This window comes from Nitrospirillum viridazoti CBAmc (genome assembly GCF_000730165.1).
GTDB classification, from domain to species: domain Bacteria; phylum Pseudomonadota; class Alphaproteobacteria; order Azospirillales; family Azospirillaceae; genus Nitrospirillum; species Nitrospirillum viridazoti.
Genome location: NZ_CP022113.1, coordinates 532,725 through 548,260 on the forward strand (window position 1 = coordinate 532,725; position 15,536 = coordinate 548,260).

Genomic DNA, 15,536 nt, shown 5'->3' on the forward strand with positions numbered 1-15,536 from the left:
CCCTCTCCCGGCTATCAGGTCAACCATCCTACCAGGAGGCGGCCCGATGAGTGGAGTTCATACAAGCCTATCGCCCGCACCCCCGCACCCCGGCCGCCGGGTATCTGCGGGCGAAGGCTTGTCGGGAACGACCGGCGCCCAGGCGCGGGACCACAACCAGCGCATCATCCTGCAATCTATCCGCGCCGCCGGGTCGCTGTCCCGGCCGGAAGTGGTGGCCATCACCGGATTGACCGGGCCCACGGTGGCTTATATCTGCCGGCGGCTGGTGCGGGATGACCTGTTGGTGGAACGGGACCCGCCGGTTCCCGCCCGGGGCCGGCCGGGGCGGCTGCTGTCCATCAATCCCGCCGGGGCGCTAGCCCTGGGCGCGGATATGGAGGGCGACCGGCTGACCCTGACGCTGATGAATCTGGGCCGCCGAATCGTGGATCGCCTGACCCAGCTCATCCCGCGCAAGGCGCCGGCCGCCTGGGCGAACGCCATCCTAACAGGTATCAAGGACCTGTGTGGCCCGGCGGACGCCGGTGGCATGGTGCCGATGGGGCTGGGTCTGGCCTACGCATCAGAGCCCGGCCAAGCCCTGGCGGCGGAGGTGGTGCACCGGCTGGCCGCGCAGTTACCCTATCCCGTCCATACCGAAACCATGACGGTCGCCGCCGCCGCGGGTGACCTGCACTTTGGGCCCGGCCTGCGTGAACCCAGCTTTTTCCAGATTCTGATCGGGCGGGAGTTGAGTGGCGGCCTGGTCCTGCAAGGCCGCCCCTTCACCGGGGCCGGGGGGCACGGCAACGACATCAATCTGCTGATCCCCCATGGCGGGCCACCGGGCGCCGCGGGCATGGGCCCCCAAGGCATGGGCAGCATCGTCTCCCTGCCCGGCCTGCACCGGCACATGGCGGCCCAAGGGCTGCCCATCGACAGCCTGGACGGGCTGTCGACCCTGTCGGAACAGGGCAACGCCCTGGCCGCGGATTGGGTCGACACCTGCGCCCGCCTGCTGGAGGGGCCCATCGTGACCATCACTTGCCTGGTGAACCCGCCCGCCATCCATCTCGGCGGCCGGCTGCCGGGCCCCTTGCTGGATCAGTTGGCCCGCGTCTTGAACCGGCGCCTGGACGGAATGACCGGCCTGCCGGGCCACGTTCGCATCGTGGTGGCCCCCGATGCCATGACCGTGGGGGCCGCCACCCTGCCCTTCCTGCACCGGCTGCTGCCCAAGCACGATGTCCTGCATAAGACCGCCGCGCAACGGACCCAGCGGGGGATCCAGCGCGGCGCCCCGGCCAGCGGTCAAGCCTGACGCACCGCGACATTGCGGCTGAAGCCGAACTCGGCCCCGGCCGGGGTACGGAACAGCACGTCCAGACGCCGTACGCCCGCCCCGGGGGCCAGCGCCACCGTCAGCGGCCCCGGCGCCGTTTCCGTCTTGCGGCCCAACAGGCGGCCACCCTCATAGACGTCGCAGGCCCCGACCAGGCTGAGGAAGGCCAGGCGGCCGCCCTGGCGCCCCACCTTGGCCTGCGGGGTGAAGCGGACGGAGCAGAGGGTGTAGCCGTCCGCTGTCTGCGGGTCGTGCGCCCAGCGTGTGCCGAAATCGTCCCACGCCGTCATGTCGGCGTTCCGGTAGGCCAAGGCCTCCGCCGCCGTGGCAACCAGCGGTGCCGCATACCAGGTGTCCAGGATCAGGTCGGAGGGCGCGGTCGCCTGCTCCGCCGGGGCCGCCGCCCTCTCGATCGCCACGCGGGCACGGGCGGATTTCAGGCCAGGCGCCGTGGCCGTCAGCGTGAGGGCCCCACGGCTACCCGCCCGCGTCTGCACGATAACCTGGGCCAGGCCGTTGAACAGGGCGCGGCGGTCGCCCTTCTCAGGCGCGGCGCTGTTGGGATCGCCATTGCCCAGGCCGATGATGTCGCCACCCTCGATGGTGAAGGTGACCATGTCCTGGGCCAGCGGCACCGGCCTGCCCTGGGCGTCGATCGCCTCCACCATGACGGGCGTGGCGTCCAGTCCGTCGCCGCGCAGGCGGTCACGGTCGGGCGTCAGTCTCAGGGCCACGGCGGGGCCCGTCGTCTCCACCAGGGCGCGAGCGGTGACCTTGCCCCCGGCATAGCCCACCGCCTCCAGCCGCCCTGGGCTGTAGGGCACCATCCAATGGTTCATTTCATAGGGGTCGACCGCCTGCCGGCCTTGGGAACGGCCATTCAGGAACAGCTCCACCTCCTCCATGTTGGCGCAGGCCATGACCTTGATGGGCTGGCCCTCCCGCCCCGCCCAGTTCCAGTGGGGCACCAGGGCCAGCACGGGCCGGTCCGTCACCCATTGGGCCTGGTGGATGTGGAAGGCGGCCTTGGCGAAGCCGCACAAATCCATGATGCCGTAGAAGGAGGAATTGGACGGCCAACCCCAGGGCGACGGCTCGCCATGATAGTCGAAGCCCGTCCAGACGAAGCCGCCGGCGATGAAATCGCGCGTCGCGATCGCCTTCCAGGCGGCGCGGTGGGTGTTCCAGTCCTTCACCGGGTCGTCATAGCCGGCGATGGTGCGGCTGTCCTTGTCCGTCACATAGGCGCCCCGGGTGCTGAAGGCACTGGTGTCCTCCGACGAGATCAGCGGCACGTCTGGATGGGCGGCGTGGAAGGCGTCGTACTTGTCCTGCTGGTAGTTGAAGCCGACCACATCCACCGCCTGGGACACGTTCACCGGGGTGAACAGGCCGCCGTTCATGGCCGCCGTGACCGGGCGGGTACAGTCCAGCGCCTTCACCGCGTGGGCCATGCGCCGCACCATCTCATAACCGGCGGCCGACCCTTGCATCGGTTCCTCATTGAACACCGACCAGAGGATGACGGAGGGATGGTTGCGGTCGCGCCGCACCATCCATTCCAGCTGGGCCAAAGTGTCGGGCGACGGGTTGAACTGCCGGTTCTCGTCCATCACCAGCAGGCCGTATCGGTCGCACAGATCCAGCACCACGGCGGAGGGCGCGTTGTGGGTGCAGCGGATGGCGTTGCAGCCCAGTTCCTTCAGCCGCCGGATACGGTAGTCCCACAGCGCGTCGGGTATGGCGGTGCCGACGCCGGCATGGTCCTGGTGCACGCACACGCCCTTGATCTTGAGCGGCCGACCGTTAAGGAAGAAGCCCTTGTCCTTGTCGAATCTGGTGGTGCGAAAGCCGCAAGTGGTGGTGACCGCGTCCACGCACCGATCCCCCGCCATCAACCGTGTCTGGACGCGATAAAGGGTGGGTGTCTCCACGCTCCATAGCCGGGGGCTGGCAACGGTCAGGTCCAGCCTGGCCATTCCCTGCTCCAGGGCGGGGACGGACACCGGCGCCTGGCCGCTGGCCACCACCCGGCCTTCCGCATCCTCCAGCGTGCTGATTACCATCATGGCGGCCGTGGTCTTGCCGCTGTTGTAGACGGTGACCTCCACCGGCAGCACCCAGCCGTCCCCTTGCGGGACGGGGTGGGCGTAGACGCCGTCGGTGATGATGTGGACGGGATCGCGCTTCACGATGCGAACGGGGCGGTACAGGCCGCCGCCCTCATACCACCAGCCTTCCATGGCATGGGCGTCCACGCGGATGGCCAAGGTGTTCAGGTCGTCGCCGAAGGCGGCGAAGGGCGTCAGGTCGATGGTGATGCCGTTGTAGCCGCTCCAGTTCCGGTCCACGACCGTGCCGTTGAACCAAATCGTGGCATGGGTGGCGATGCCGTCGATCTGCAGTTCGATATGGCGGCCCTGGTCGGCCGGATCGAAGCGCAGGGCGGTGCGGTACCAGGCGATGCCCCGCCGGCGGTAGCCCTGGGCCCGGTTGGCGTCGGCCTCGATGGGCTGGAAACTGACGAAATCATGGGGCAGACGCACGTCGGCCCAGTCGGAATCATCGAAGCTGGGGGCGGCCGCCCCCCAGGCCTTGCCCGCCTTGGCGTTGTCGTAGGACTCGTCCTGGCCGAGGATCTCGGGGAAGGGAATGTCGCCCTCGAAAAAGCGCCATCCCTGGTCCAGCGCCAGCACCTCCCGGGAAGAAGCGGCAGGCCGTGCCGCTCCGGCTGCCGCCGCGAAGGCCCGCGCGGTGGTGAGGGGGCCGTACCCGGCCGCCGTCACGGCCACGCCGCCGCCCGCCTTCAGGACCTGCCGCCGACTGATGCCCCCGTCGCTGACCACCATCGCGTCCTCCCCCCGCTGATTTGCTGGGTGGATGCTAACGGGCGGCTTCCGGAGCCGCAATGACTATTTCATATTTATATTATTTAGAAATTCCGTTCCACACAGCTGCTTCACGTCAAGCGCAGGCGGGGGGTGAGCACGAGGCAAAGCATGGCGCCCAGGGAAGGCAGGATGGTCATGGGCAGGATCAGGCCCAAGGCGGAAACGACCGTGTGGCGATCCCCGGTGCGCCAGACCAGGATCTCGCTGACCACCAGGATGGCGACGGCGCACGCCACCTTGATGCACAGGGTCAGCAGGCCGAACACCTGTGTTGGCGCCAGGCGATGGCCCGACATCGCGGGCGACACGGCGCAGGCCCCCGCCGCCGCCCACAACAGCATGCTCATGCCGCCCAGGCCCGTTCCCAGCAACCCGGCGGCAGCGGCGGTGAGCGGCAGACTGCGCGCGCCGAAGACCAGAAAGGCTAGCGCCCCGGTGATGGCCGCCGCCGCCGAGGCGCGAAACGCGGCCGAGGGGCTGTGCCGGTCCACCACCAGCGTCCATAGTGGCTGCCCGGCCAGCCCGCCGATGGCGACGCAGGCCATGACGGTTCCCCGCGCCAGGGAGGAGGTGAGGACGGTGGCGGCGAAATAAGGCTCCAGCCGGGTGAACACCGAGGCGGTCGCCGACAGGACGAACTCCGCTGCCAGCACGGCGGTCAGGGCCATGGGGACGCGGAATTGTGACAGCAAAGGGCGCGTCATCGCCGGCACCGAGGGCTCAAGGTATAGGCCGCGACGGGCAGCCCACCAGAACCAGCCGGCGCTGGCCATGCCCAGCACCCACAACACCAGGGCGAAGGCGGCGAAAGCGCGCGCCTGTTCCAGCCCGCTCCGGGCCAGCAGCAGCGGCGCCGCCACCGCGACGGATAGGGTGGCGAGACCGGCGCCGACGAAGCGCAAGGCCGACAGGGCGGTGCGCGCCCTGTCCCCGGCGACCATGCCCAGCACGGCGTTCTGCGGCACGTCATACAAGGCGTAGGTCAGGCGGAACAGCAGCCCGGTGCCCAGCGCGTAGGGGATGCGCCAACCGGCGGGTACCAGCCCGGTCGCCAGGAACAGCAGCAGCGACGCCCCCGCGAGGATACTGCCCAGGACGTGCAGGCGGGCGGCGGCCGGAACGGTCGCCGCCCGGCGCCGCAGCATATGCCCCATCACCATGTCGGTGGCGCCGTTGATCACCAGCGACACCGCCAGCACGGCCCCCATGGCGCGGGGCGGCAGGCCGCACGCCTCGGTCAGGAAATAGGCGAACAGCAGTTCGCTGCTGTACCAGATCAGGCTCTTGCCGTAATGGCCGACGCTGTAGGCGCGCCAGACGGCCACCCGCAGCATCCGCGCCCATTCCGGGCCGCCATTCCCATCCATGCTGGACATCCGGCCCACCCGACTTTGTTCGGGCGGCACACTAGCCCGCCCGCCATTGCGGCTTTATGACAGGACGTCAGGCGAAGAAAGCCTCCCGCAGGGGCATGACGGCAGCGCCCAGCGCCACCGGATCGCCCGGCGCCTCGGCCACCACCACCGCGGGAAGCGGCGGCGGATACCCCCGACGGTTGGTCGGCACCGGCACGACGATACGCTCGGCCAAGGCCTGGGCGATGGAGGGGGGCAGCCGGCCGCCGATGACGATGAGGCCGGGATCCATGCTGTAGGCCAGAAGCCCGCACAGCATGGCGAAGGAGGGTCGCGCCTGGTCCAGCCAATCCGCCACGCCATCCCAGCCCGCGTCGATGGCCTGCACCATCTCCTCCACCGTCGCGAAAACGTGACCGTGGTTCTTCAGGCAGGTCTGCAACAGGTCCAGGTTGGCATACGTCACGCCAGCCAGCGTCCAGATGCCGCCGAACTCCCCCGCGTTGCCGTTCTGGCCCCGGAAGGGTTTGCCATCGGCGATGATGCCGCCGCCGAAGCCATTGGTCAGGTGCAGGTAGGCGAAGTTGCGGCAGCGCCGGCCCACGCCGAACAGGCTTTCGCCAATGGCGGCCACCGTGCCGTCGTTGTCCACCCGCACCGGCAGGCGCAGCGCCTCTTCCAGAATGGGTTCGATCTCCACCATCGCCCAATCGTCCAGGTAGGCCGGCGGGTTGAACAACCGCCCCCGCCCCACATAAAAGGCGGAAATGCCCACGCCTACCCCCACCAGGCGCCGGGGATCGATCCCTGTCTCCTCCTCCAATTCCCGGCGAAAGGCCCGCAGGCGCTCCAGCACCACCGGCCGCGCCATGGTGGGCATGGCAGCGCGCCGCAGCCCCCGCACCTTGCCGGTGAAATCCATCAAGGTCATGGACACGGCGTCGCCCAGCAGCGACACGCCCAGGGCATAGGCGAAGTCGGGGTTGAGGGAGACGTGGACGCTGGGATGGCCCGGCCGGTCCGCCTGCCGCGCCGCCGTGCGCACCAGCCCGTCCTGGTGGAACCCCTGCAGCAGCCGCGTCACCGTCGGCTGCGACAGATCCAGCGACCGGGTCAGTTCCGCCTGGCTCAAGCCCCCGCTTTTCAACAGCAAATCCAGGATACGGCGGCCCCCCTCACTGACGGGCCGGGCCACGGAAACCATGGGGAGTGTTGGTTCTGACTCAGGGAACATCCGCATGGGCGCAGGCAGTCGTTAACGGTGATGATAGCGCCATAGAGACATAAGCCGGCGTCGTCATCAAGGCGTCATACATTCTGCATAGTATGCATGCTGCATACATTTAACGCGCCAATCGGCGCCTGCGGTTCCATCCGCGGTTCAAGGGCCGGAACAGGCCAGGGGAAAGAAATGAGGTTGGGGACCATGCTCTGTGATAAACGCCGCCAGCGCGTACTTATGGGGTCCGCGCTGACCTGGGGGCTTCTGCACGCGACGACCGCCTGGGCGCAGCCGGCCGCGGGTGCGGAAACGGCCGCACCCGTCGATACCGCCGACAGCCCGGAAGAGATCATCGTCACCGGCGTGCGCCGGTCCAACGCCAAGGCGATCGACACCAAGCTGAACACGCCCGGCGTCACCGACGTCATCAGCGCCGACGACGCCCAGGCCCTGCCGGACCGCACCATCGTCGAGGCGCTGCGGCGCGTGCCCGGCCTGTCCGTCCTGCCGGCCACCGACAACGAACACCCGCGTGACGAAGCGGCGACGCCTGTCATCCGCGGCCTGGGGCCCGCCTACAACAACGTGACCATCGACGGCGTGCCCATCGCCAGTCCCGGCACGCCCAACGGCAACCTGGGCTCCATGGGGCGCGGCGTGCGGCTGGATATCCTGCCCACCTCCATGATCAGCGAACTGCAGGTGACCAAGACCTTCACCGCCGATCTCGACCCCAACGCCGTCGGCGGCGCCATCAACCTGAAGACGCGCAGCGCCTTCGACAATGGCGGCCGTCCCTTCTTCACGGCGGAGGGCGCGCTGGGCATGGCCAACGACCATGGCCAGCCCCGCAGCCAGGATCCGCTGGGCCGGCGCATCAGCGGCACCGGCAGCATGACCTTCGGGCCCGACCATATGTTCGGCGTGGTGGTGTCGGCCAATTACCAGAAGCTGGACAGCTTCACCGACACCCACATGACGACGGACACCGTCCACTACGACTTCTACAGCAGCGCCGGCGTCCTGCAGAAAAACAACAACCTGGGCAACGGCATCGCCGTGCCGCAGCAGGACAAGTACTGGTACGTGGAAGACAGCCGGCAGCGCGTGGGTGCCACCACCAAGCTGGAAGCCCAGCCCACGGATACGCTTTACGGCTTCCTGACCCTGGGCCATTACCGCTTCGTCGACACGATGGACCGCAACGAGGTCATCCTCGATCCCCGCAACACGGGCACCGTGTACAATCAGACGGCTACGTCAGGTAGCTATCCCGGCGGCGATGTGGAGGTGGGGTACGAGCACGCCAACATCATCACCACCACCAATCTGGCACAGGCGGGGCTGGACTGGCGGCCCGCGGCCAACCAGGTGCTGTCCGTTCGGGGTGACATCTCCCGCTCCACCTACCGCGAGCCCTTGGACATGGTGAAATACATGACCGGGCTGAGCTATCCGGCCCCGGGCAGCGCCGGCGCCATAACCACCAATGCGGCCAAGCCCGCCTATGGCTTCACCTATGACACCAGCCAGCTGAACCAGCAGTTCGCCATGGCGCCCAGCGCCTACTACAACCTCTCGAACTACAGCGGGCTGTACTGGCGCCAGGGCAAGCGCTCGGCCGATGACGATATCAAGAACACCCGCGCCGATTATCGCTACAACATGGGGGCCAAGGATCAGGGCCTGGGCTTCGCCCTGGGCGCCAGCTTCACCGACGACCGGCCCGACTACAACGTCTGGCGCAATGACTGGGAGCCGAACAACACCGCTGGCAGCCTGTTGCTGGTCAACGCCGCCGGGCCGGCCGGCGCACCCATGAAATATTCCAACGGCCTGAACCTGCTGACCATCGACCCGGCCAAGGCCTGGGCCGCGTTCAACGCCAACCCGTCCTGGTTCAACCTGACCGACCAGTCCTCCTTCAACAACCAGGACAACTTCAAGCACACCGAACAGACCGTGGGTGCCTATGCCACCGTCGCCTACGCCCTGGACGACTTCCACGCCCAGGTGGGCCTGCACAACGACAGCACCGACCAGGACACCATCAGCCGGGCCAAGATCTCCGGCGCGTGGACGGACCTGGAGACCAGTTCCAGCTACGACTACCTGCTGCCCTCCGCCCTGGCCAGCTACGACATCACCCATGACGTGGACGTGCGCGTGGGCGCCAGCCAGACCATCGGCCGGCCCAGCTACGACGCCTACGCTGCCCGCACCTCCATCAGCTTCACCAACGCCTCCGACCTGGGCAATCCCAACGCCACCGGCGTGTCCGTCACCATCGGCAACCCCAACATCAAGCCGCGCCTGTCCACCAACGTCGACCTGGCCTTCGATTACAAGCTGCCTAACGAGGGCGGCGGCCTGCTGTCGCTGGCCCTGTTCAACAAGGACATCAAGGACGAGATCTTCACGGCCAGTTCCATCGGCTACACCTACCAGGGCGTCACTTACAGCAACGCCGTGGTCTCCACCCCGCAGAACGCAAGCAACGCCTCCATCCGGGGCGTGGAGCTGAACGCCATCGTCAACTCGCTGGAATGGATCCATCCCTGGCTGCGCGACTTCGGCGTCAGCGGCAACTGGTCCTTCATGCAAGGGGAGCTGTCGGTGGTGCAGTCCAGCGGCGCCACCCGCACCTTGAGCCGCCTGGTGGGCCAGCCCAACCAGACGCGTAACGTCCAGGTGTTCTACAGCGACAGCGATTTCGAGATCCGCCTGGCCTACAACCGCCAGGGCAAGGCCCTGCGCTCCATCGTGCCCGATATCGCCTGGCAGGATCTGTACTGGGCGCCGCGTGAGCAACTGGACTTGCAGGCCAGCTACAAGGTGCGCGACAGCGTCACCCTGTTCGGCGAGGCCAGCAACCTGACCCACAGCCGCCTCACCAGCCTGGTCGGTCCCAACCAGAACCTGCTGAAGGACAGCTATTCCGTCCCCACCGTGTTCTGGGTGGGCGTGCGGTTCACGCCGGACCTGTGACGGACCGGAAGCCCCGGGGGCGACCGTCCCCGGGGCGCCTTTTTCAACCCATCGACGCGAGATCATCCCCGTGCGGTTCACCCGACGCCATCTTCTCTCTGCCGCCGGCACCGCCGCCCTGCTGGCCCCCATTCGGCGGGCGCTGGCCCTGTCCCCGCCCCCGAGCGGCGGCGGCCTGGACGACATCCGCCATGTCGTCATCCTGATGCAGGAAAACCGCTCCTTCGATCATTATTTCGGGACGCTGCGCGGCGTACGCGGCTTCCACGACCGGGCGACCGCGCCCGGCAGCGACGGCGATATCTGGCGCCAGGCGGACGGCCAGGGTGGCCATGTGCGCCCCTTCCCCCTGGATGGTGCCACGACCGCCGCCCAGAACATCGCCTCCCTGCCCCACTCCTGGGTGGACGGGCATGCCGCCTGGAACGGCGGCCGCAACGACAACTGGGTGCCGGCCAAGGGGGCGCTGACCATGGCGCATTATACCCGCGCCGATATCCCCTTCCACTGCGCCCTGGCCGACGCCTTCACCGTCTGCGACGCCTTCTTCTGTTCCACCCCCAGCGCCACCAATCCCAACCGCATCCATCTGATGACGGGCACCCCCGACCCGTTCGGCCGGGCCGGCGGCCCGGTGCTGAAACAGCCGGCGGAGGGATCGGACTTCCAGCCGCTGAACGGCCCGCCCTTCTCCTGGACCACCTATCCCGAGCGCCTGGAACAGGCCGGCATCTCCTGGTGCGTCTATCAGGGGGTGGACGCGGACGGCCCCTTCACCATCGACGTCCAGGACATGATCCGGTCGCGGCACCGCCTGGCGGTGGATGAGAACGACGGCGTCAGCTGCTTCAACGCCCTGCGCTTCTTCACTCAGTTCGCCCATGCCCCGGTAGGGTCACCGCTGCACGCCAAGGCGATGACCCGCCGCCCGCCCAGCGTCTTCGCCGCCGATGCCAAGGCGGGCCGTCTGCCCGCCGTCTCCTGGCTGATGCCGCCGCACAACCATTCCGAACATCCGCGCTATGCCCCGTTGGACGGCGCCGCCTACATCGCCACAGTGCTGGAAGCGCTGACCGCCAATCCGGAAACGTGGCGCCACACCGCGCTGTTCGTGCTGTATGACGAGAACGACGGCTTCTTCGACCACGTCCTGCCGCCAGCCCCGCCGGCGGGCCCGGGCGGCGGCCTGTCGAACGTGGACCTGGCCGGCGAGATCAACGCCGGCGATGGCCAGCCCTTCGGCCTGGGCGCCCGGGTGCCCATGATCGTCGTTTCGCCGTGGACCACGGGCGGGGCCGTCTGCTCGGAAGTGTTCGACCACACCTCCGTCCTGCGCTTCCTGGAAACGCGGTTCGGCGTGACGGAGCCCAACATCAGCCCCTGGCGCCGGGCGGTGTGCGGCGACCTGACCAGCGCCTTCGACTTTGCGCAAGCCCCACAGGCGCCAGTGGTTCTGCCGGACACGCGCGGCTATCGCGCCGAGGTGGAGGCGCAGGCCCACCGGCCGGAACCGACGCCCCGCCACCACGACACGCCATTGCCGCAGGAACCCGGCCAGCGCCCGCTTCGCCCCACGCCGTATGATTTGGCGATGGATCTGGTCGCGGCGCCGGGGCGGCCTCCCTCCCTGGTCTTCCACAACCGGGGCCGGGCCGCGGCCGTCTTTCACGTCTTCGATCGCCTCGCGCCCGGCTCCGGCCCGGCGCGGCACACGGTGGCGCCGGGCACCAGCCTGCCCACGCCGGTGCCGCTCAAGGCCGGACAGGGGTGCGATGTGCTGGTGCTGGGCCCCAACGGCTTCCTGCGCCATCTCACGGCCGGCCCGGGCATGGCTGGCCACCTGTCGCTGTCGGCCACACCCGACGCAGCCGACCTGACACTGGCCCTGACAATGCGTAACCATGGTAACGGGACGGTGCGATGGCACCTCGCTGACGGCGTTTACGGGGCCGCGCCCATCGCGGCGACGGTTGCGGCCGGGGCATCCAAGGTACTGTCCTGGCCCACCGCCGCCAGTGACGGATGGTACGACGCCACGCTGACCCTGACGGGGCCCGAGGGGCAGTTGAACTGGCGCCTGGCTGGCTATATCGAAACCGGCCGGGCTGGCCGGTCCGATCCGGCCTGGGGATCGCTCGCGCCATCCTGAGATAAGTGCGCGGACGTATTCCGTGCCGCCCAGCGTGATCGCCTCGCGCATAGGCAGCGACAGCGCGGCGCTGGGGGCCGCCCCCCTGCCCTCCTGCACCACTTCTTCTGATCACGGAAACTCGTTTCCGATAGCCACGTAATGGAAGGAGGCGGCCACCAGCACCATGAGGTGCCACAGGACGTTGTGATAACGCACGCGGTGCGCCAGATAGACACCGACGCCCAGCGTATAGGTCAGCGCGCCGGCGCCGATCCATAGCCCAGTGTCCGCCAGCAAGCGGCCGGACAGTGCGGGGATCAGGGGCAGGCCGACCCAGCCCAGGCAGACATAGAGGATGAGGCCCAGCCGTTCATGGCGGCGAGGCCGCCACAGCTTCAACAGGATTCCCGCCATGGCGACGCCCCAGACGATGCCGAGGGCAATGGCGGCCGTTACCCCCGGCAGACGTGTCAGCAAGGGGGTATAGGTGCCGGCGATGGCGGCGTAGATGACGGCATGGTCCAGCCGCCGCAGGTAATCCTTGAGCCACCCGCCGCCCATCACATTATAAGCCGCGGACGCGGTGAACATTCCCGCCATGGCCAGGGCGTAGATGGCCACGGCCGTCAAGCTGCCGGTGCCGAGGGACCCTGAGCGCGACAGGACCAGCCAGATACCTCCCAACCATCCGGCCGTCACGCCCAGCAGGTGGACGACGGCATCGGCGGCGTACTCACGACGGCTGTAGACGGGACAGCGGAGATGGTCGGGGTGGGTATCGATGGCGTCCCCCTAAAGGAACAATCCCCGTCAGCGGCGGCGGGGTGGGGGACGGCGAGCGGGGGCGGCGGACCCAGGCCGCTCGTCCTTGTGCCGGTAGGTGATGCGCCCCTTGGTCAGGTCATAGGGCGTCATTTCCACCGTGACGCGGTCACCCGCAAGCGACCGGATCCGGCTCTTGCGCATCTTGCCGGCGGTGTAGGCGATGATCTCGTGCCCGTTTTCCAGCTTCACGCGGAAGCGGCCATCGGGCAGCGCCTCTTCGACATAGCCGTCGAATTCGAGAAATTCTTCCTTGGCCATTGCATCCTCCCAAAAAGGAAAAAGGCGGCGGCACGCCTAGGCATGCCGCCGCCGCTCGTCCAAATGAGGAGGAGGTCAGATGGCGCGCAGGTTCTCCGCCGCCGTCTTGCCCTTGCGCGGGTCGCGGACGGAGTCGAAGCTGACCTTCTGGCCTTCGTTCAGGCCGCTGAGGCCAGCGCGCTCAACGGCGGAGATGTGGACGAAAACGTCGGCGGAGCCATCCTCGGGCTGGATGAAGCCAAAGCCCTTGGTGCTGTTGAACCACTTGACGGTACCGGTGGACATGAGATGCCTTTCTGGGATTTTTCCCGTTCGGAGCTGCCCGGCGCGAGAGTGCGGACGGGCATCAAAGTCACGACAGGGAACAGAACCGGCGTCAGCCGGTAGATAGCCCAGTAGCAAAGTCGACCTCCATAGCATCCACCTTGCAGCGCCAAAGCACAAGCATTAACGCATGCCCTTCGGGACATGGCTGCAACCCGCGCCCTCTCCAGTCATGGGTATTGTGGCAACGGAATCCCGCACTACGACGGACATGTTCGCCGTCAACCGGCAGTTCTTCCTGATCCAGGGTTCTGTTTCGGTAAGTGATCACGCTTCGGACGTGTCCGTCTGAACGGTCGCACCCCTAGACCCCCAGCCGACGCAGATCGGCATCGACGGCGGCGGCGTAGGCTGGGCCGAACAGCCGCAGATGGACCAGCAGGGGCCAGAGCCGGTAGACCGGCAGCCGCTCTCGCCACCCGGGCTCCAAGGCCAAGGCGTCGAAGAAGGATGCCGGCGGATGATCGAATAGGGTCAGCATGGCCGCGTCCACCTCGCGGTCACCGAAGTAGCAGGCCGGATCGATCAGGCCGGAGACCCGGGTACCGGACACCAGCGCATTGCCGCCCCATAGGTCGCCGTGCAGCAGCGACGCCGGCGGGCGTTGCGGAACCTGGTCGCCCAGCCGGTCGGCCAGACGCCCGATACGGGTGCCGAGGCCGGCATCGACATGAGCGATGTGGCAACGCAGCCGCCGCTCCGCCCAGAAGGCGGGCCAGTCGTCTGTCCTGGGATTGGGCATGGCCACGGCCCCCAGGCTGTGGTCGTGCAGCCAGCCATAGGGTTCATCGGTGGGCGCGTGCAGCCGGTTCAGGCAGGCCGCCAGATCATCCCAGGCCGCCACCAGCGCGCCCTCGGCGGGGGCAGCTTTTCCATCACCAGCCAGCCGTCGTCCACCGCCAGCACCGCCGGCGCCGGAACGCCCGTGGCCGCGATGGCCCGCAGCATGGCGCCTTCCCGCCCGGCGCCGTCCCCGTGTTTGGCGACCGCCCACGTGCCATCCGACAGCGTCAGCTCATAGACAACGGAGAGGTCGCCCCCCGCCATGCGGCGCAGGGACAGCACGTGGCGGCCCAGGAGGCCGGATAAGCGGTCCTTCAAGGCATCCATGTCACCCCTCGTCCGTCACAGGCCTGAAAGAGTAAACAGCCAGGCGGCCCAGATGCCCAGCGCCAGGCAGGGACCGAAAGGCATGGGGGTGGTCCCGTCCACACGCCGGCCATCCACCCGCCGACCTGCCAGACGCAGCGCCGCCATCGCCAGCAGGCCGGCCAGCGCCGCGATCAGCAACACGTGGGGCACGGCGGCGGGTCCCGTCCAGGCGCCACCGGCGGCCAGCAGCTTCGCATCCCCCCGGCCGATGCCGTCACGGCCCCTGATCCGCCGGTACAGCGTTTCCAGAAGGACCAGCCCGGCATAGGCCGCGGCAGCCGCCGCCAGCCGGTCGACCGGAAAATGCCCATCCTGCGCCCATCCCACCAGGATGCCTGCGAGGATCAGCGGCAGGGTCAGCGCGTCTGGCAGGATCATGTGGCGCAGGTCGATCCATGCCAAAGCCAGCAAGGCCCAACCCAGGCCGGCCCCCGCGCAGAGCGTCAGGGAATCCAAGGGCATCAGGAACACCAGGCACAGGGGCGGCAGGACGGCCGCCAGCTCGATCGCCGGATGGAAGGCGCCTATGGGCGCCGCGCAATGCCGGCAACGCCCCTTGGACCATAGGTAGGAGAGGACGGGCACCAGGGAGGCCGGACCTAGCGTATGGCCGCACCGGTCGCAGGCCGACCGCCCCCACACGACGGACCGCCCCGCCGGCAGCCGGGTCACGACCACCCCCAGGAAGCTGCCGACGAAGGGGGCGGCAATCAGCAATGTCCAAAGGGTGATGATGTCCACTTTTCCGTTTCCCGATGCCTCCCGGGGGCCCCATGGGACCGCCCGCCATACCCCTCCGATTCGCCAGGGATTTCAACAGCCAATCGGTGACGGCGGCTGGAAATGAGCCGTTAACGCCACGGAAACGGCGCCACACTTTTGAATCTTTCAAATTTTTAAGTACAGGTTCGATGTCACCGGTTACCTATCCGGATAGACGACGCACCCGTCCTTTCGATGGCTTGCGCATGGCCGAAGCACGTCCTCGCGTTCCAGGTAACAATGTATACCATTGCATCATGTTCAAAGTTGTAAGCGAGCGCTTTCCCCTTTTGGACAGTTAGAG

At 68.0% G+C, this 15,536-nt stretch carries 12 protein-coding genes; 3 read left to right on the forward strand and 9 right to left on the reverse strand.

Annotation, left to right across the window (positions count from 1 at the left end):
* Window positions 1-118 precede the first annotated feature (118 nt).
* On the forward strand, window positions 119-1,303 hold the full coding sequence (locus Y958_RS30130) for an ROK family transcriptional regulator (protein ID WP_088875588.1): 1,185 nt from the start codon (window positions 119-121) through the stop codon (window positions 1,301-1,303).
* Here Y958_RS30130 and galA read toward each other — a convergent pair.
* From galA to Y958_RS30145, 3 genes are all read right to left on the reverse strand, one after another.
* On the reverse strand, window positions 1,294-4,173 hold the full coding sequence (gene galA / locus Y958_RS30135) for a beta-galactosidase GalA (RefSeq protein ID WP_088875589.1): 2,880 nt from the start codon (window positions 4,171-4,173) through the stop codon (window positions 1,294-1,296). The two genes, Y958_RS30130 and galA, sit on opposite strands and share 10 nt — an antisense overlap.
* A 110-nt stretch (window positions 4,174-4,283) precedes the next feature.
* On the reverse strand, window positions 4,284-5,591 hold the full coding sequence (locus tag Y958_RS30140; RefSeq protein WP_088875590.1) for an MFS transporter: 1,308 nt from the start codon (window positions 5,589-5,591) through the stop codon (window positions 4,284-4,286).
* A gap of 67 nt (window positions 5,592-5,658) precedes the next feature.
* Window positions 5,659-6,774 (reverse strand): ROK family transcriptional regulator, encoded by a 1,116-nt coding sequence (locus tag Y958_RS30145; protein ID WP_088875591.1) that lies wholly within the window; start codon window positions 6,772-6,774, stop codon window positions 5,659-5,661.
* Window positions 6,775-7,029: 255 nt separating this feature from the next.
* Here Y958_RS30145 and Y958_RS30150 point away from each other — a divergent pair, with 255 nt between their 5' ends.
* Complete coding sequence (locus Y958_RS30150; RefSeq protein ID WP_244909710.1) at window positions 7,030-9,780, forward strand: TonB-dependent receptor; 2,751 nt, start codon at window positions 7,030-7,032, stop codon at window positions 9,778-9,780.
* A 70-nt stretch (window positions 9,781-9,850) separates the two neighbouring features.
* Window positions 9,851-11,929, forward strand: coding sequence for a phosphocholine-specific phospholipase C (locus Y958_RS30155; RefSeq protein WP_088875593.1), 2,079 nt, complete (start codon window positions 9,851-9,853; stop codon window positions 11,927-11,929).
* A gap of 111 nt (window positions 11,930-12,040) precedes the next feature.
* On the opposite strand, the gene trhA is transcribed toward Y958_RS30155, so the two are convergent.
* The 6 genes from trhA to Y958_RS30180 all read right to left on the reverse strand — a co-directional run bounded on the left by trhA (window position 12,041) and on the right by Y958_RS30180 (window position 15,211).
* The gene (gene trhA, locus Y958_RS30160; RefSeq protein WP_244909711.1) at window positions 12,041-12,595 is read right to left on the reverse strand and encodes a PAQR family membrane homeostasis protein TrhA; all 555 of its coding nucleotides are present in this window, start codon (window positions 12,593-12,595) and stop codon (window positions 12,041-12,043) included.
* Window positions 12,596-12,721: 126 nt separating this feature from the next.
* Window positions 12,722-12,994: a translation initiation factor IF-1 gene (gene infA / locus Y958_RS30165; RefSeq protein WP_040849877.1), complete on the reverse strand. Its 273-nt coding sequence runs from the start codon at window positions 12,992-12,994 to the stop codon at window positions 12,722-12,724.
* A 75-nt stretch (window positions 12,995-13,069) separates the two neighbouring features.
* The gene (locus tag Y958_RS30170; RefSeq protein ID WP_040849878.1) at window positions 13,070-13,279 is read right to left on the reverse strand and encodes a cold-shock protein; all 210 of its coding nucleotides are present in this window, start codon (window positions 13,277-13,279) and stop codon (window positions 13,070-13,072) included.
* A 343-nt stretch (window positions 13,280-13,622) separates the two neighbouring features.
* Complete coding sequence (locus Y958_RS30175; RefSeq protein ID WP_211098813.1) at window positions 13,623-14,162, reverse strand: fructosamine kinase family protein; 540 nt, start codon at window positions 14,160-14,162, stop codon at window positions 13,623-13,625.
* A complete protein-coding gene (locus Y958_RS32195; RefSeq protein ID WP_211098814.1) occupies window positions 14,129-14,428 on the reverse strand; it encodes a protein kinase family protein in 300 nt (99 codons plus the stop codon). The genes Y958_RS30175 and Y958_RS32195 overlap by 34 nt, the downstream gene beginning before the upstream one ends.
* A gap of 15 nt (window positions 14,429-14,443) precedes the next feature.
* Window positions 14,444-15,211 carry a prepilin peptidase gene (locus tag Y958_RS30180; protein ID WP_244909712.1) on the reverse strand — a complete coding sequence of 256 codons (768 nt, stop codon included), beginning with the start codon at window positions 15,209-15,211 and terminating at the stop codon, window positions 14,444-14,446.
* Window positions 15,212-15,536: the final 325 nt, after the last annotated feature.